Source organism: Brevibacillus sp. AG162 (genome assembly GCF_006715575.1).
Classification (GTDB): domain Bacteria; phylum Bacillota; class Bacilli; order Brevibacillales; family Brevibacillaceae; genus Brevibacillus; species Brevibacillus brevis.
On sequence record NZ_VFNO01000004.1, the window covers coordinates 374,651 to 392,110 of the forward strand.

Annotated in this window: 19 protein-coding genes; all 19 read left to right on the top strand. The window is 48.4% G+C overall.

Annotation, left to right across the window (positions count from 1 at the left end):
• Positions 1-2: 2 nt before the first annotated feature.
• Complete coding sequence (locus FB479_RS15595; protein WP_088909743.1) at positions 3-1,151, top strand: NADH-quinone oxidoreductase subunit D; 1,149 nt, start codon at positions 3-5, stop codon at positions 1,149-1,151.
• On the top strand, positions 1,148-2,158 hold the full coding sequence (gene nuoH, locus FB479_RS15600; RefSeq protein WP_174769447.1) for an NADH-quinone oxidoreductase subunit NuoH: 1,011 nt from the start codon (positions 1,148-1,150) through the stop codon (positions 2,156-2,158). The genes FB479_RS15595 and nuoH overlap by 4 nt, the downstream gene beginning before the upstream one ends.
• A 135-nt stretch (positions 2,159-2,293) precedes the next feature.
• Positions 2,294-2,707 (top strand): NADH-quinone oxidoreductase subunit NuoI, encoded by a 414-nt coding sequence (gene nuoI / locus FB479_RS15605; protein WP_007722093.1) that lies wholly within the window; start codon positions 2,294-2,296, stop codon positions 2,705-2,707.
• Position 2,708: 1 nt separating this feature from the next.
• Positions 2,709-3,218 carry an NADH-quinone oxidoreductase subunit J gene (locus FB479_RS15610; protein ID WP_017252344.1) on the top strand — a complete coding sequence of 170 codons (510 nt, stop codon included), beginning with the start codon at positions 2,709-2,711 and terminating at the stop codon, positions 3,216-3,218.
• Positions 3,215-3,526 (top strand): NADH-quinone oxidoreductase subunit NuoK, encoded by a 312-nt coding sequence (nuoK, locus tag FB479_RS15615; protein WP_007722089.1) that lies wholly within the window; start codon positions 3,215-3,217, stop codon positions 3,524-3,526. The genes FB479_RS15610 and nuoK overlap by 4 nt, the downstream gene beginning before the upstream one ends.
• A gap of 27 nt (positions 3,527-3,553) precedes the next feature.
• On the top strand, positions 3,554-5,467 hold the full coding sequence (nuoL, locus tag FB479_RS15620; protein WP_142065900.1) for an NADH-quinone oxidoreductase subunit L: 1,914 nt from the start codon (positions 3,554-3,556) through the stop codon (positions 5,465-5,467).
• The gene (locus FB479_RS15625) at positions 5,460-6,992 is read left to right on the top strand and encodes a complex I subunit 4 family protein (RefSeq protein ID WP_142065901.1); all 1,533 of its coding nucleotides are present in this window, start codon (positions 5,460-5,462) and stop codon (positions 6,990-6,992) included. The genes nuoL and FB479_RS15625 overlap by 8 nt, the downstream gene beginning before the upstream one ends.
• 3 nt (positions 6,993-6,995) lie before the next feature.
• Positions 6,996-8,528 (top strand): NADH-quinone oxidoreductase subunit NuoN, encoded by a 1,533-nt coding sequence (gene nuoN, locus FB479_RS15630; protein ID WP_142065902.1) that lies wholly within the window; start codon positions 6,996-6,998, stop codon positions 8,526-8,528.
• Positions 8,529-8,631: 103 nt separating this feature from the next.
• Entirely contained in the window at positions 8,632-8,862 is a 231-nt protein-coding gene (locus FB479_RS15635) for a DUF1146 family protein (RefSeq protein WP_106654755.1), read from the top strand.
• A gap of 98 nt (positions 8,863-8,960) precedes the next feature.
• Positions 8,961-9,704, top strand: coding sequence for a YwmB family TATA-box binding protein (locus FB479_RS15640; protein WP_142065903.1), 744 nt, complete (start codon positions 8,961-8,963; stop codon positions 9,702-9,704).
• 18 nt (positions 9,705-9,722) lie between these two features.
• On the top strand, positions 9,723-11,048 hold the full coding sequence (gene murA, locus FB479_RS15645) for a UDP-N-acetylglucosamine 1-carboxyvinyltransferase (RefSeq protein WP_142065904.1): 1,326 nt from the start codon (positions 9,723-9,725) through the stop codon (positions 11,046-11,048).
• Between the two features lie 172 nt (positions 11,049-11,220).
• The gene (spoIID, locus tag FB479_RS15650) at positions 11,221-12,237 is read left to right on the top strand and encodes a stage II sporulation protein D (RefSeq protein WP_142065905.1); all 1,017 of its coding nucleotides are present in this window, start codon (positions 11,221-11,223) and stop codon (positions 12,235-12,237) included.
• Positions 12,238-12,324: 87 nt separating this feature from the next.
• Positions 12,325-13,059: a M23 family metallopeptidase gene (locus FB479_RS15655; protein WP_142065906.1), complete on the top strand. Its 735-nt coding sequence runs from the start codon at positions 12,325-12,327 to the stop codon at positions 13,057-13,059.
• A 180-nt stretch (positions 13,060-13,239) separates the two neighbouring features.
• Positions 13,240-13,524 (top strand): sporulation transcriptional regulator SpoIIID, encoded by a 285-nt coding sequence (spoIIID, locus tag FB479_RS15660; protein ID WP_003388385.1) that lies wholly within the window; start codon positions 13,240-13,242, stop codon positions 13,522-13,524.
• Positions 13,525-13,605: 81 nt separating this feature from the next.
• Complete coding sequence (gene mreB, locus FB479_RS15665) at positions 13,606-14,622, top strand: rod shape-determining protein (RefSeq protein WP_047069792.1); 1,017 nt, start codon at positions 13,606-13,608, stop codon at positions 14,620-14,622.
• A 7-nt stretch (positions 14,623-14,629) separates the two neighbouring features.
• Positions 14,630-15,598, top strand: a complete 969-nt coding sequence (locus tag FB479_RS15670; protein WP_142065907.1) for a flagellar hook-basal body protein — start codon at positions 14,630-14,632, stop codon at positions 15,596-15,598.
• Positions 15,599-15,613: 15 nt separating this feature from the next.
• Positions 15,614-16,447 (top strand): flagellar hook-basal body protein, encoded by an 834-nt coding sequence (locus FB479_RS15675; protein ID WP_142065908.1) that lies wholly within the window; start codon positions 15,614-15,616, stop codon positions 16,445-16,447.
• Positions 16,448-16,480: 33 nt separating this feature from the next.
• Positions 16,481-16,735, top strand: a complete 255-nt coding sequence (locus tag FB479_RS15680; protein ID WP_106654749.1) for a DNA-directed RNA polymerase subunit beta — start codon at positions 16,481-16,483, stop codon at positions 16,733-16,735.
• 131 nt (positions 16,736-16,866) lie between these two features.
• Positions 16,867-17,388: a CDP-alcohol phosphatidyltransferase family protein gene (locus FB479_RS15685; RefSeq protein WP_142065909.1), complete on the top strand. Its 522-nt coding sequence runs from the start codon at positions 16,867-16,869 to the stop codon at positions 17,386-17,388.
• The last annotated feature ends 72 nt before the right edge of the window (positions 17,389-17,460 follow it).

Consider the following 17,460-nt stretch of genomic DNA (forward strand, 5'->3'; position numbering starts at 1 on the left):
AGATGAACCATAACATCCTCACGACTCATGTTGATACCTCTTCTGAAACAGGACTTCGTACGGAAGAGATGTTATTAAACGTAGGTCCACAGCATCCGAGTACACACGGGGTATTTCGCTTGGTAGTAAAAATCGATGGGGAAACCATTAAAGAAGCGATTCCGGTGATGGGCTACCTGCATCGTGGTACTGAGAAGCTGGCAGAAAACTTGACCTATACACAAATTATTCCCTATACAGACCGTATGGACTACGTGTCTGCCATGACCAACAACTACGTTCTCTGCCATGCAGTAGAAACGATGATGGGGTTGGAGATTCCAGAACGAGCTCAGTTTCTGCGATTGATCGCAATGGAACTGAACCGGGTGGCGAGCCATTTGGTTTGGTGGGGAACGTATCTTTTGGACATTGGTGCGATGGGGCCCTTCCTGTATGCATTCCGTGATCGGGAGACGATCCTGGATTTGTTTAATGAGCTGTGCGGGGCGCGGATGACATTTAACTACATGCGCGTAGGCGGAGTGAAATGGGATGCACCTCCAGGCTGGATCGACAAAGCCAAAGAATTTGTCCAGTACATGAAGAAAGAATTGAATAACTACCACCAGCTGGTGACAGGGAATGAGATTTTTATCAACCGTCTCAGAGGGATTGGAAAGTTCGATACAAAAACGGCATTGGATTACTCGCTATCAGGTGTCATGCTCCGCTCGACAGGTGTCAAATGGGACCTGCGCAAGGACGAACCGTATTGCATTTACGATCGTTTTGAATTTGATGTGCCGACAGCAACCGAGGGAGATTGCATGGCGCGCTATCATCTGCGCATGGCTGAAATTGAGCAATCACTGCGAATTCTTGAGCAGGCATTGGAGCAGTTTCCGAGTGAAGGCGAAGTCATGGGGAAAGTACCACGTGTGATTCGCCCGCCTGCTGGGGAGACTTATGTGCGCATTGAGTCACCGCGGGGAGAAATTGGCTGCTACATTGCCAGTCAAGGCAAGGATAAACCGTGGAGATTGAAGTTCAGACGGCCTTCGTTTACCAATCTGCAAATTCTGCCTAAGCTGTTGCAGGGGGAAAACCTCGCGAACATGGTTGCCATTCTGGGCAGTATCGACATCGTGCTCGGGGAGGTTGACTGTTGATGAATACTCTCTTGCAGCAAGCCCCTTCATGGGGGACCACGCTTTGGTTTATCGTAGCGGCAGTATTACTGCTTGCAGTCGTGTTGGGATTCGTTACGTACGCCATTTACTTTGAGCGTAAAGTGATTGGGTGGATGCAGTTGCGCATCGGGCCGAATCGAGTAGGACCATTGGGACTTCTCCAGACGGTTGCGGATGTTGCCAAGCTGCTATTAAAGGAAGATGTCCGTCCGCAGCACGCTGACAAAGCGTTGTTCACTCTAGCACCAATATTGGCCTATGCCCCTGCTTTCGCTGTATTGGCGGTCATGCCTTTTTCGGAGAGCATTCGGTTCGCTGATCTGGGAATAGGGCTGTTGTACTATATCGCCTTGTCTGGGATTACCGTATTAGGCGTGATCACGGCTGGCTGGGCCTCGAATAACAAGTACTCGCTGATCGGGGGTCTCCGCTCCGCTGCGCAGATGATCAGCTATGAAGTACCGCTGGTCATGTCCGTGGTGGGTATCGTTCTATTGACGGGCAGCATGAATCTCGAGGATATTGTCAATGCACAGCAGGATGTCTGGAATATTGTTCCGCAGTTTATCGGATTTGTTGTATTTATCATTGCTGCCCAGGCTGAGCTGAATCGTACGCCGTTTGACTTGCCAGAAGCAGAGTCGGAGCTTGTTGGCGGTTACCACGTCGAGTACTCCGGTTTCCGTTTTGCGATGTTCATGCTGGCGGAGTATGTGTACATGTTCGGGATGGGTGCCTTAATCACGATTCTCTTTTTTGGTGGATGGCTGCCGATTCATCCATCGCTGGACTTCATTCCGGGAATCGTTTGGTTTATCCTTAAATTTTCTGTTTACGTCTTCCTCCAGTTTTGGATTCGCGCCACGATGCCGCGCTTACGTGTCGATCAACTGATGTCGTTTGCCTGGAAAGTGCTGTTGCCCGTGGCATTGTTCAACATCCTGCTCACAGCCGTAGTGGTTTCTTACCAAAATGGCATGTTCTAGTAGCGACTTGATCGAAAACGACTACGTCCCACTGTTTTCATAGCGCAGGCTTCGCCATAGGCTTGCTTCGCCAAAAGCTTGCTTTCATTAAAAACGTGGTGCAGCCAAGTTCTCAAATCCTGAGGGGTGACACACATGCTAGGACTGGCCAAAGGCCTGGGGTATACATTTAAAAAGCTCACGGAGAAAAAAGTAACCCACTTCTATCCGGATGTGCCCTTTCCAATGCCGCCTCGCTTTCGCGGTATTCAGCACTTTTCTCCTGAAAAATGCATCGTCTGCAACCAATGCGCACGCATTTGTCCGACGGAGTGTATTCAACTGACAGGGAAGCCCCATCCTGATCCGGAGAAAAAGGGAAAGATTATCGATACGTACGATATCAATTTTGAGCTGTGCATTCTATGCGATCTGTGCACAGAGGTTTGTCCGACAGAAGCGATTGTCATGACAAACAACTTCGAACTGGCTGCCTATAGCCGGGACGAATTGTATAAGAACTTGAAATGGCTCGACGACAACAATACGAACGTCAGGGAGGAGAATTAGTATGACAGGCGAATTCGTTGCCTTTTTTATCCTGTCTCTTCTGACGATCGGTGGCGCGGTGTTTATGATCAGCTTTACGCGCGTCGTCCACATGGTCATCTCATTGGGCGTTACGTTTATCAGCATTGCAGGTCTCTTTGTTTTGCTGGGAGCGGAGTTCGTCGGGGTCGCACAAATTCTGGTTTATTCAGGGGCTATCTCCATTCTGATGCTCTTTGGAATCATGCTGACAAAGCACGATGCGAATGATGAGGGAACAGGCCGGACATGGAAAAACCGTTTTATCCTGCTCTTCGTAATCGTTCTGTTCGGATTATTGTTCTGGGGTGTGCAAAATACACCGTGGCCTGCGCCACCGCCACCTGCAGAGGCTCCTGTAAACAATGCAAAAGAAATCGGTATCGAAGTATTCACCAAATTCGTCATACCATTTGAGCTATTGTCTGTTTTGTTGTTGGTCGCGTTGGTCGGTGCGATCGTCATGGCGAAAAAGGAGGGGGATAACGAATGACTGTAAGCATTTCCTCCTACTTAATGGTCGCGCTGATTCTCTTTTGTGTAGGCTTGTACGGCGCATTGACGAAGCGAAATGCAGTCGTCGTCCTGTTATCAATCGAGCTGATGCTGAATGCTGTAAATATTAACCTGGTCGCCTTTTCCAAATTCGGACTGTATCCATCCGTGACGGGACAAATCTTTACCTTGTTCACGATGACGGTTGCAGCTGCCGAGGTTGCCGTAGGGTTAGCGATTCTGATTGCGCTGTACCGCAACAAGGAGACCGTGAACGTAGATGAAATGGACCAAATGAAACGATAAGAGGGAAACCTGAAAAGGAGGACAAAGATGGATACTCTAATGCACTATGCCTGGCTGATCCCTCTGTTTCCGCTTCTTGCTTTCATCGTGATCGTCTCATTTGGTCGCCAATTGAAAGAAGGAGCGGCCATAGTGGGCATTACCCTGACGGCTGTTTCTTTTGGAATCGCAGTGCTCATCTTCTGGGAGAGATTCCAGGGTGGGGGAACCGATTACAATTATGTGATAGATTGGCTGCATATTGGCGATATCGTGATCAACATGGGATTCGAAGTGAATCCGCTGAATGCCATGATGCTCGTCATTGTGACATTGGTCAGTCTGTTGGTCCAAATCTATTCCAAGGGCTACATGCATGGGGATGAACGCTTTCCGGTGTTCTATCAATACCTGGCGCTGTTCACGTTCTCCATGCTGGGATTAGTCATCTCGCCAAATTTGTTGCAAGTATATATTTTCTGGGAGCTGGTCGGGGTATGCTCCTTCCTGCTCGTTGGCTACTACTACTTCAAGAAAGAGGCAAAAGCAGCAGCCAAAAAGGCTTTTATCGTTACGCGCATCGGTGACCTTGGTCTGTTCATCGGGATATGTCTGTTGTTCTGGTGGACCGGAAGTTTCGAGTATGGAGCGATTTTTGAAAGCATCGCACTCGGACGACTGGAACCGTGGATGATTACGCTCGCGGCAATCCTCATTTTCGTTGGGGCCATGGGAAAATCAGGTCAATTTCCGCTTCATACGTGGTTGCCTGATGCTATGGAAGGTCCAACACCTGTGTCTGCATTAATTCACGCGGCAACGATGGTCGCGGCTGGTGTTTATTTGGTCGCTGCTACCTATCCGCTGTTTATCGCATCCGATACGGCTTTGACAGTTGTGGCGTATGTAGGAGGATTCACCGCCATATTTGCAGCTTCGATCGGCCTGACCCAACGGGATATCAAGCGTGTCTTGGCTTATTCCACAGTCAGTCAGCTCGGGTACATGATGCTGGCATTGGGTGTAGCTGGTGCTGCTGGTTATGTAGCGGGTTCCTTCCACTTGATGACGCACGCCTTTTTCAAAGCACTGCTCTTCCTTGGAGCAGGTAGTGTCATTCATGCGGTACATACGCAGAATGTATTTGAAATGGGTGGCTTGTGGAAAAAGATGCCGATCACCGCTTTGACTTTCTTGATCGGTTGCTTGGCGATTGCAGGGATCTTTCCGTTCGCTGGTTTCTGGTCGAAAGAAGCGATCCTGGGGGCTGTTTACGGAGCACATCGCTACGATTTGCTGTTCATCGCGCTCTTAGCAGCATTCTTTACCGCATTCTATATGTTCCGTCTGTTCTTCCTGACATTCGCAGGGAAGGCACGTGGCAAGCACGAAGCGCACGAATCTCCAAGAGTCATGACAGGACCGCTCTTGGTCTTGGCATTGCTTGCGGTTGTCGCAGGCTTTGTGAATACACCGTACGCGCCATTACTCTCTGATTGGTTATTGTCTACGAACACAGGGACGGCAATCACGAGCATTTTTGGGGAAGGCAGTGAGCACGCGGCAGCTTGGTTGCAGATTGTGGCACTGTTGATCTCTATTCTCGGAGTTGTGCTGGCTTACCTGATGTACGGCAAGAAATCAATCTCCTCGGACACGATTCCAGAAGCAATGCCGTGGCTCTATCAGCTCTCATACAAGAAGTACTACATCGATGAGCTGTATCACAACGTCATTGTTCGTCCATTAGGCTGGCTTGGATTTGTCCTAGATGTATTTGACAAGTATATTGTGGATGGTTTGGTTGGATTGACAGCAAAAATCACCCAAGGAATTGGATCTTTGCACGCAAGAGTACAAAGTGGGCAGATTCAGTCCTATGGGGCAATGGTCATATTCGGTCTGTTACTCTTGATCATCGCCATCAGTTTGACGGCCAAGGGAGGTGGACTCTTTGGGTAATATCCTTTTGTCATCACTGGTGTTCTCTCCACTGCTGGCGATTCTCGTCATGGCTTTTATTCCCGGTCGACATGCTGGTGTGATCAAGCAGGTCGGGATTTTTGGAACGTTGCCAGCACTTATCTTGGCAGGTTGGATGTTCGGCATGTTTGATTACGAGACAGCCAATCTACAGTTCGTAGAAAAGCACAGTTGGATTTCGATTCCGATTGGAATGGCTCAGGCAGGCACGGTTTTTGCTTTTGAGATCAACTATGAACTTGGTGTAGATGGTATTTCGATGCCATTGATTTTGCTGACGGCGATTATCGGTACTCTCGCAGCAATTGCTTCGTGGCAGATCAAGAAGAGGCAGAAGGAGTATTTTATCCTGTTTCACCTGCTATTGATCGGCATGCTGGGAGTCTTTGCTGCAGACAATCTGTTTCTGTTCTTCATTTTCTTCGAGCTGACACTCGTACCGATGTACTTCCTTATCGGAATTTGGGGTTATGGGGAGCGCGAACAAGCAGCGAACAAATTCCTTTTGTATAACGGAATCGGTTCAGGGATCATGCTGCTGGCTTTCATCGTGATCTTTGTCATCATGCGGACGCTCAATATGGATGAAATCACGGCGATCCTGGCGACACCAGGGCATCCGATAACCGAAATTCTTACGCCGGAAATGCGTTTTGGCATCTTCCTAGCGCTATTTATCGCTTTTGCGATCAAGCTGCCAGTATTTCCGTTTCACACATGGATGCTGCGCGTTCACGTACAGGCTCCACCTTCTATCGTCATGATTCACTCCGGTATTTTGCTGAAGATGGGGGCATACGGTCTTTTGCGGATGGGAATCGGCTTTTTCCCAGAGCAGGCCTATGATTTCTCTACGTGGATGGCGGTTTTGGGGATTATCAACATCTTGTATGGGGCTGTGCTGGCTTTCGTACAAAAGGATTTAAAAATGGTGCTGGCTTACTCCAGTATCAGCCATATGGGTATCGTCTTGCTCGGTTTCGCATCGATGAACACGATCGGGTTTCAGGGAGCGATGTTCCAGGTGGTATCCCACGGCTTTATCTCAGCACTGCTCTTCTTCTTGATCGGTGTCATTTGGGATCGGACGCAGACATCGATGCTCGATGATTTGGGCGGTTTAGCCAAGTCCATGCCGTTTGTCAGCGGCGTGTTGTTGGCAGGCGGGATGGCTTCACTCGGACTTCCGGGCATGTCCGGATTCATTAGTGAGTTCTTTGCCTTCCTCGGTCTGTTTGGTCGTTTGCCAGTAATGGCAGCAGTGGGAGCGATCGGGATTGTCCTCACCGCGGTTTATTTACTCAGAGCGATCTTGAAAACGACTTTTGGCCCTACTCCAGGTAGATGTACAGGACTTGCTGATGCACAGCCGATGGAGGTCATTCCGATGGTAGTCCTATTGGGATGTATTATTCTCATCGGGGTTTATCCGGCAGTTCTGGGGAATCCGATGCAGCAGGCGCTGAAAACGATCGTACCTATCGTAACGGGAATAGGAGGGTAATCCATGGAGGTTAAAGATATTTTCTCATATGACTGGAGCTACCTTCTGCCCGAGTTTATCATTCTTGGCTTTGCTACCTTTTTATCACTGCTGGATCTTTTTGCGGGCAAGCGCCTTGGCAAACAGGTGATCGGTTGGCTATCCTTCCTGGGAACGGTCATAGCGGCGATCTTTGTGATCATCAATATGAATGCTCTCGATAAGCCATACAGCTACATGATCGACATGATCCGAATCGATGATTACGGCAATGCCTTCAAGCTGATTTTCCTGGCAGGGACAGCTTTTGCCATTCTCATCTCGCTGTCCTATCTGAAATCAGGGGAAATCCAGCACAGAGGCGAGTATTACTATTTGCTGCTGACCGGGCTTCTCGGGGCTATGGTCATGGCTTCGTCGGCTGACTTGATTACATTGTTTGTGGGACTGGAGCTATTGTCTCTCTCGTCGTATGTACTGGTCGGTTTGCGAAAAAAATCACGGCTTTCCAACGAGTCGGCGTTCAAATACGTCGTTTCGGGGAGTATTGCCACGGCTGTGCTCCTGTTTGGGATGTCGTACGTGTACGGACTTACGGGAACCACACATATTTATGAAATCTCATTCCGATTGGCAGAAGCGGGAATGGCGGGCTATCAGTTCCTCGTCTATACGGCATTTGCGTTTCTCGCAGTAGGTCTTGCCTTCAAAATATCTGCAGCGCCTAACCACATGTGGGCGCCAGATGTCTATCAGGGTGCTCCTACTCCGGTCACTGCTTTCCTGGCAGTTGTGTCAAAGGCAGCAGGGTTTGCGTTGATCTTTCGGGTGATGATGATCTCGTTTTTCAACGTTTCCGATGGAACGGGATCAGGACGGTTCTTTTTCGAAGAGGGAAGCCTCTATCTGGGGCTGATGGCGGCGGCCTCGATGATTATCGGGAACACGATGGCGCTCAGGCAGACAAACGTCAAGCGTATGATGGCTTACTCAGGTATTGCGCAAGCGGGCTATTTGCTCGTGCCGTTTGTACCGCCGACCTCTCTCTTTTTCAGCGAAGTAATCTTCTATCTGTTCGGTTACTTGCTGGTCAGCTTTGGTGCTTTCGCTGTGATTATGGTTGTATCTCGTGAACAAGAGACAGAGGATTTGAAAGGATTCGCCGGATTGTATCATCGCTCACCAGTGATGGCCGTTGCGATGAGCATCTTCCTCTTATCCTTGGCAGGTATCCCGATTACGGTTGGCTTCTTCGGGAAGTTCTATCTGTTCATGGGTACATTAGTGGTAGAAAACTACTGGCTGGCGGCGATTATGATCATCACCAGCGTCATTTCCTACTACTACTACTTTGGGATTATTCGTCAGATGTACATGCGTCCTGGGACAACCGAAGCACCTATGGTTGTGCCAAAAGGCATTTGGACGTTTATTCTCATCATGGCAATCGCTACTGTATTCTTCGGTGCTTTCCCGGGTCTGGTCACCGACTATATCCAGATTCATTTCAATCCGTCCTTTGATTTTGGGAACATGCTCTCTCCCAGCTCTCAGTGATACTCGTAACTGAATAGCACTTCAGGTACAATAGAAGGGATGGCTCGTGATCGGGCCGTCCCTTTTTCTATGATTCTCGGAGGGCAATGAGGAGGTAACTAGCATGCCACAAGAAGTATATGGCTTGTTGAGCATCATTTTATCGATTGCGTTTATTGGGCTCGCTTGGTGGGCGTTGCAATCCTTTCGCTTTGATAAGATTTTGAAAAAACCAAATGGTGTTCAGGCGAAGCTGTTGCAAATTTTTCTTTCCATTGTGATTGGATATGAACTGTCCCGCTTTTTCCTTGATTACTTGGGCTGGTCCCTGACATTCGGGAATTTGTTCAACTAAATACGAGAAAGACGACGATTCGCTGGTATATCCACCCAGCTACATGTACAAAATGAGAAGTACAAAGAGATACATGTAAGCATAGGGAGAGGATATCAATGGGGAAATGGTCTGGTTGGTGCGTGCTGGCTCTATTGCTCGTGATGGGGGCCGTGTATTGGATGCCTGCACAAGCAAAGGAAGAAAAGCCGGTTGTGACAGAAATGATGAAAGTACTAGAAGATACGGGCGCAACGGGTGTATCGGTTCAGGTACGTATGCGTACAGCGATGGAAGAAGGCCTGCGTGCTGAACAAGTAAAAGAGTTGGCGACGAAATGGGCACAACAACTTGAGATTCCGTTTTCCCCAAGCGAACAATCGGGTAAACACAACATACTCGCATATAGGACTACATACACACAAAACGGCGTGGATCTGAGCTACGAGGTGACAGGAGTGCCTAAAAATGGAGCATTTTCTGTATATCTAGTACTTCAGTTATCTGGAAACCGTGATTCGCTACTATATATTGGACAAGTACAGGAAACCTTCACGAATGCCCTGCAAAGCGCCGACTTTATTCCGCAAATTAGCACTTGTATTCGCGGATTGTACAATGTTAAGATGGGTGTTGACCAACAGGAGGGTAAAATATTGTCGATTTTTGGTACTCTCCAGGCGACAGAATTAGAACGTTTGCAAGATGAGACGGTTGTCAGTATTTCAGGGTATACCCCTATGTCGGAATCATTCATCGCGTTAAACGGTCAAAAGATGAATCTACAGGTGGCTACGCATCGTGATAGCCATTCTGGAACATGGATTACGGTAGGTACACCAATCATCACTGTGGAATATTAGCACGCGGAGGGGTACACATTGGATAAAATTATTGTCCGTGGTGGTAAGGCATTGGCTGGAAATGTAAAAGTATCTGGCGCCAAAAATGCCGTACTCCCTATTATTGCAGCATCTATCTTGGCAGAAGAAGGGACTTGCGTCATCTCAGACGTACCAGGCCTCGACGATGTCCGGACGATATGCGACCTTTTGAAATCGATGGGAATCTCCCTTACATATGATCATGAAGTGCTGACGATCGATGCTTCCAAGCTTACGAGTGTAGAAGCGTCCTATGAACTGGTCCGCAAAATGCGTGCATCTTTCCTCGTGATGGGGCCGCTTTTAGCCAGAAAAGGACAAGCTCGCGTCGCTCTTCCGGGTGGATGTGCCATTGGTACGCGCCCGATCGACCAGCACCTAAAAGGGTTTGAGGCTATGGGAGCCAAAATCGAAATCGGACAAGGGTTTATTGAAGCGACGGTAGAAGGACGATTGAAGGGTGCAAAAATCTACCTGGATATTGCTAGCGTCGGTGCAACAGAAAATATTATGATGGCCGCTGCTTTGGCAGAGGGAACCACATTGATCGAAAATGCAGCAGAAGAGCCGGAGATCGTTGATTTGGCGAACTTCCTGAACAGAATGGGAGCAAAAATCCGCGGAGCCGGTACAGGCTCAATCCGTATCGAAGGCGTGGAAAAGATGAAGGGCTGCACACATTGTGTCATTCCTGACCGCATTGAAGCAGGAACTTTCATGGTTGCTGCAGCGATTACTGGCGGGGATGTCTTTGTGGAAGGTGCGATTTGCGATCATCTTAAATCCGTGACCGCCAAGCTTCGTGAAATGGGCGTGGACATTGAGGAGCAAGAAAACGGCATTCGTGTACGCCGCACAGGCCCACTGAAAGCAGTTGACCTCAAAACGCTGCCATACCCTGGCTTCCCGACGGATATGCAGTCGCAAATGATGGCGCTTTTGCTTGTTTCAGAAGGAACGAGCATCGTGACCGAAACGGTATTTGAGAACCGCTTCATGCACGTGGAAGAGTTCCGCCGCATGAATGCGAACATCAAGATCGAAGGCCGCAGTGCCATCGTCGAAGGCGGTTCCCAGCTGACAGGCAGCAAGGTAGCAGCAACCGACTTGCGTGCGGGTGCAGCACTTGTACTGGCTGGGCTCGTATCCGAGGGAGAGACGGAGGTTTCTGCCCTGCACCATATTGACCGTGGCTACGTGAACTTTACGGAAAAGCTGCTGGCTTTGGGCGCAGATGTAGAACGCGTAGTTCCAGAAGAAAAGGCTCGTGAAAAAGCAGTTACCGAAACCATCAAAGTGAGCTTCTCTCCTAATTTTGCTTGATAAATGCGTCAACCATATGGCAAAACGAAAGATTCTCTGCGTATGCAGGGGGTCTTTTTTTCGTTCTCTCGACTCTCTCATTCTCTCGTTCTACCGCTCTGTTGCAGAACATAGACTTTAGTAGGTTATTCAGACTTATCGTGTCTAGTACGTAACGGGGAGGATCTCTTGCATGAAACGCTATCTACTCATGTGGTTTATCGCTTTGCCGATCTTGCTCGTCCTGATGCCTGCTGCTCTGGTCTTTTGGTTTTCACCAGCAATTGGCCCTGTCAGTCAGCCAACTGTGGCCGTCTCGGAGCCTGCGATACCGGCGATGAAGGAATCAGCTTCCTCTCTGCCAGTAAAGGTGTACCGTACAGAAAAAAAGGCCGTGGAAACATTGCCGCTAGAAACGTATATTACCGGAGTCGTAGCGGCGGAAATGCCAGCCGAGTTCGAGCTGGAGGCTTTAAAAGCACAGGCGTTGGCGGCCAGGACCTATATCGTGCGCCGATTAAAAGAGGGCAAGTTTGATGATGTGCCATCAGGCGGTCAGGTCTTGGATACGGTGCAGCATCAAGTCTATATGGATGAGCAGCAGCGGCGTGAGCGTTGGGGAGACCAATACGAATGGAAAAACAAACGCATCCAGCAAGCAGTTATGGCAACAGCAGGGGTTATCCTGACCTACCAGAACGAGCCCATTGACGCGACGTTTTTTTCCACCAGTAATGGCTTTACAGAAAACTCGGATGAATATTGGGAAAAGCCCATTCCTTATTTGAAGAGCGTTGCGAGTCCTTGGGATATTCAATCTCCCCGCTATGAGGAAACAGTCGTCTTGTCCACTGTGGAGCTGGAAAAGAATTTGGGCGTCAAGCTCACGCAGGATGCTTCTACCGATGGTTCCTGGTATCGGATCGAATCGCGTACAACCGGAAATCGCGTAGGAACCATCAGCATTGGCGGCAAAGAATTTACAGGAAGAGAGTTTCGTGAAAAGCTCAATTTGAATTCTTCTTCCTTTACGTTGGACTTGCGCGGCAATCAGGTTTTCATTACGACCAAAGGGTACGGTCATGGTGTCGGGATGAGCCAGTGGGGAGCAAATGGAATGGCCAAAAGCGGCAAAAGCGCGGAGCAAATCGTCAAGCACTTCTATCAAGGAATTAGTCTGCAAGAGTATACAAGAGTGATCCCAGCGTAAAAGAAAAGCAAATTTTTACTTTTCCCTACTCTCTCAGGTTTATACGCCAAAATTCTGGCGATACTGAGGGATGAGGTGATGAATAAAATGGAAGATCAAAAAAATCAAAATCAACCGATTCCATTCAAGAAGGCAAGTTCTTGGAAAAAAGTTTTGGGCAAGAAATGGGCGTTTCCTGCAATCTACATCGGCACCGCAGCAATCATTCTCGCTTTTGTGATGTGGTATCAGGGCAATGTCATGGACACGGTATCCAAAATGACGAATGGCACAGATGGCGTGGCAGTGACAACTCCTGCAGCTCCTGAGACGACTACACCGCAAAACGAAGAAGCGGTACCTGCTACAAGTGGCGTACAACCACTCGCTTGGCCAGTAGGAAAAGGCGTACAGTACAATGTGGGCATGAACTACTACGATGAGAAAGCCTCCAAGGACAATCAGCAAAAAGCATTGGTGAGCTTCGACAACTCCTTCTACCCTCACACAGGTATTGACCTCGTATCCACGGATGGAAAGAGCTTTGATGTCGTCGCAGCTCTTGCGGGTAAAGTAGTAAAAGTGGTGAACGATCCACTTGTCGGCAACGAGATTGAGATTGAGCACGCAGACAAAATGATTACGGTATATCAAAGTCTGGAAAGCGTAACAGTCAAACCAGGCGATGAAGTGACACAAGGTCAAGTAATCGGGTCTGCTGGGCGCAACACCTTTGAAAAAGACGCTGGCGCACATCTTCACTTTGAAGTACGCATCGATAACAAGCCTGTCAACCCGGAGCAATACTTGATTCAGGCTGAAACGGAAGTAAAAAATCAATAACCAATGAATGTAGAAAAACACCTGCAAAATACAACAATTGCGGGTGTTTTTTTGTGTGTAGTACAAACTGTTGAAAAAAGATGCGGCCGTGCTGGCTTGTCAGGCTTGGAAACGTAGAATATGTGTCCCTACGCACCCATATATTGTATCAGACAATGTAGATACAAGGAGGCGAGTAATGTGCACGACTACATCAAAGAGCGGACCATCAAAATCGGCCGATATATTGTAGAGACAAGAAATACGGTTCGGATGATCGCCAAAGAGTTCGGTGTTTCGAAAAGTACTGTGCACAAGGACTTGACTGAGCGGCTGCCTGAGATAAATCCAGAGTTAGCGAACCAGGTTAAGGAAATTTTGGAATATCACAAAGCCATCAGACATCTACGGGGAGGCGAAGCAACCAAAATTAAGTACAAACGGCGTAGTAAAAAAGTACGAGTAGAACAGGAGGAAAGTGTGTAAGAAAGAATTTCCTTGTCCTCTCACGTAGAAGAGCCTATGATATTAGGTAGAAATGTAACTGGTAATCAGGGAGGACCTTTCATGTTTGGCAAAGATATCGGAATCGACTTGGGCACGGCCAATGTCTTGGTTTTTGTAAAAGGCAAGGGAATTGTCCTAGACGAACCATCTGTCGTGGCAATAGATAGTAAAACCAGAAAAGTTTTGGCCGTGGGAAATGAAGCCTATCGCATGGTGGGCCGCACCCCAGGAAATATCGTAGCGATCCGACCTTTGCGAGAAGGGGTTATCGCGGATTTTGAAATCACAGAGGCCATGCTGAAGCACTTTTTGAACAAAATTGGTGGAAAGAGCATGTTTGCCCGTCCGCGCATTTTGATTTGCTGCCCGACCAACATCACCTCTGTTGAGCAAAAAGCAATTCGCGAAGCAGCTGAGCGCAGCGGTGGAGCAAGAGAAGTATTTATCGAAGAAGAACCGAAAGTTGCCGCAGTCGGGGCAGGAATGGACATTTTTCAGCCGTCCGGTAATATGGTAGTGGATATCGGTGGGGGAACGACCGATGTAGCGGTATTGTCGATGGGCGATATTGTCACGTCTTCCTCCATTAAAGTAGCAGGCGATACATTCGATGTGGCTATTATGCGTTACATAAAAAATAAATACAAATTGCTGATTGGGGAGCGTACGGCTGAAGATATCAAGGTTCAGATTGGAACCGTATCCGGCGGACGCCAGGACGAAATGGACATTCGGGGTCGAGACATGGTAAGCGGTTTGCCGCAAACGATTACCATTCGCTCCAATGAAGTCCAGGAAGCCCTGGCTGAGTCGGTGAGTGCGATTGTACAAGCCTCAAAATCTGTTTTAGAACGAACACCTCCGGAGCTTTCTGCCGATATAATTGATAAGGGTGTTTTCCTGACCGGTGGCGGCGCATTATTGCACGGTATTGACGAGATTCTGGCAGAGGAGCTGAAGGTTCCTGTGTTGGTAGCGGACGAGCCTATGATGTGCGTTGCAAAAGGAACAGGAATGATGCTGGACTATTTGGACAAGATGCCGGCTCACTCGAATAAGCGATTATTCAGGGGGTAAGATTTAAGTGATCAGAGGCTTGTATACGTCTGCATCTGGCATGCTGGCTTTGCAGAACAGGCAAGAATCGCTGGCGAACAACTTAGCAAATATCAATACACCCGGGTTCAAACAGGACGTGGGTGTCATGCGTGCATTTCCGGAGCAATTGCTCTCCCGCATGAACGATCAGGAGGGACTGGATGTTCCGGGTGTCCCTACTATGCCTGGACAACCTGCCATTATCGGGCGTTTGCACACAGGGGTGTACATGTCGGAGGCGCTGCCGAATTTTGCGCAGGGGGATATTGAAGAGACACGGAATCCGTATGATCTTGCGTTGATGGACAATATTCAGCCAGATCAGGATGGGAATGAGAGACGGTTGTTTTACAGTGTGGCGCGGATTGAGGATTTGACGCAGCCAGCTCAAGAAGAGAATATTCGCTACACGCGAAACGGCAACTGGAGCGTGAATGCGGATGGCTACTTGGTAACGCCCGATGGGTATTATGTTCTGGACAATCAAAATCAGGCGATCCGAATCAATGACCCAGTAAGCGGAATCAATGCTGGACAAGATTTGAAGATTAACGAGGCTGGCGAATTGCTGTACAAAGACCCAACGACGAATGAATATGAATCGTTGGCAGCGCATCCTCGATTGGGACTGGCTGTAGTAACCAATCCCTTGATGCTTGTTCGGGAAGGGACCAATGTATTCCGTTGGGAAGGCGACACAGACGTCGAAGCGATTGATGTTGCAGAAGCGAACGATCAAGCAGCTCTGGCAGCAGGTACATACGCTACACCTACGGTTGCAGGCCGATACGGTATGCAACAAGGTTGGCGTGAGCGTTCCAATGTAGACCCTGGTCAAACCATGACGAACATGATGAGTGTACTACGCGCTTATGAAGCAAACCAACGGGTCATTACAACAATTGATGGTACGTTGGATAAGGCTGCTAATGAAATCGGTCGTGTTAACGGATAATAGGAGGTAGGAAAGATGCAGTCGCTTAATATTTCCACATCAGCTATGCGCGGTATTCAGCAAGCGTTGGACAATACAGCCAACAATCTGGCGAATATTGATACAATTGGGTACAAGCGCCGGGTCGCATCGTTTTCCGAGCTTCTCTCCGATTCGATGAATGAACAGCCGGCAGCAGACAATCAAAATCGGAATACGCCAGTGGGGATTCGGATCGGAAGCGGTGCCCGTCTTGGCATGACCAAGCTGGATCTCGGTCAAGGTATTGTGAAAGTCACGGATGTGCCAACAGATGTGTTGGTTGAGGGAGACGGGTATTTTCTAGTCACTCACAAGATCAAGGACGCATCTGGCGTTGTGATTCAAGAAGAAAATAGATTGACTCGGGACGGCTCCTTCAAGATCTCATTCGATGATGATGAACAAGGTTATGTATTGCACACTACCTCTGGTCACATTTTGACTGACGAAAACGGCGTAAATATTGTATTGCCCGAGCCAGTTACTAATATTCAAATTACTGCCGAGGGAGCGCTTACTGCTAATGGAGTGTCTTACGGCAATATCGGCCTTTGGAAAGTAGACAATCCTGATCAGTTGCAGCAAGTCGGTCAGAATCTGTTTGATGCCGAGTTAGATTCCGGTGCAAATCCAACTACCAAATACACCAATGCCCTCATTGCAGGCGATGCTACACTTCGACAAGGAGCATTGGAAGGCTCCAATGTAAGTATGACAGAGGAAATGTCCCAGCTGGTGAACATTCAGCGTGCATATCAATTGAACTCACGCGCAGTCGGCATCAGTGATCAAATGATGGGCATTGCCAACCAACTGAGAAGCAGATAACCCATAACAATCAACATGACGGAGGAGAGGAGCATGGAACAAGGGAAGAGCAAACGTTTCCCGCGTCAGACCGAAGAAGTTAAGTCAAAAGGAAAAGAGCGGGAACGGAGCGGCAAAAATTGGCGGCTGAGAGTTGCCAAGATGGTGCTGGTCCCACTCCTGCTGTTTTTCTCACTGGTCATTGGTTTGATGATCGGATACGGTGGGGTTGGCAAGAAGCCAATGTCTGATGTATTCGATCCAGGAACCTACAAACATATGTGGGATTTAATGTTTGAAGAAACCTAAAAACCTTAGCTGGACAAGCCCGAACCTATGGTTGGGGCTCCTATTTTTTCGAGGACTTGTTGTGGTGTTTGTCCACAGAGTATAATAGGTCGAGTGGTTGAAAAAGGAAGTGACGATTTGAATACGGAGGGATGTCCGTGAATCTTCCTAATTTGCTTACGATCTTTCGCATCGTGCTCATCCCTTTGTACCTGTATGTCTTTTTTTCGGAGTTTCCGTATCATGTTGAAATCGCTTTAGGCATTTTGATTTTGGCGGGAGTGACCGATATTGCGGACGGGTACATCGCGCGGAAGCATAAGCTTGTGACCACCATCGGAATGATGTTAGATCCTCTGGCAGATAAATTAATGATGCTGGCGGTCATCGCCTCATTATTTTTGACGGATCGAATCAGTGTATGGGCCGCCCTGTTTTTCTTTGTGCGCGATCTGGCAATGATAGTAACAGGAGCTGTTTATCATTTCCGTGGCAAAAAAACTGTCCCGGCAAATGCCTATGGTAAGCTGACAACCGTTCTTTTGTATCTGGTCATTCCGCTCGTTATGTACCGTTATGAGTACAGTGAAGCGATACTTTGGTCGGTTATAGCGTTCTCATTTATTGTGAGCGCGATTTATCTGGCAAAGGCTCGACTGTTGAACCGCGTGTAAGGTTGAAAAAGAGCACTTCCCGCTCTGTGGGGAGGAAGTGCTCCTTTTATCTTAACCCCGCTTGTCCGTTCA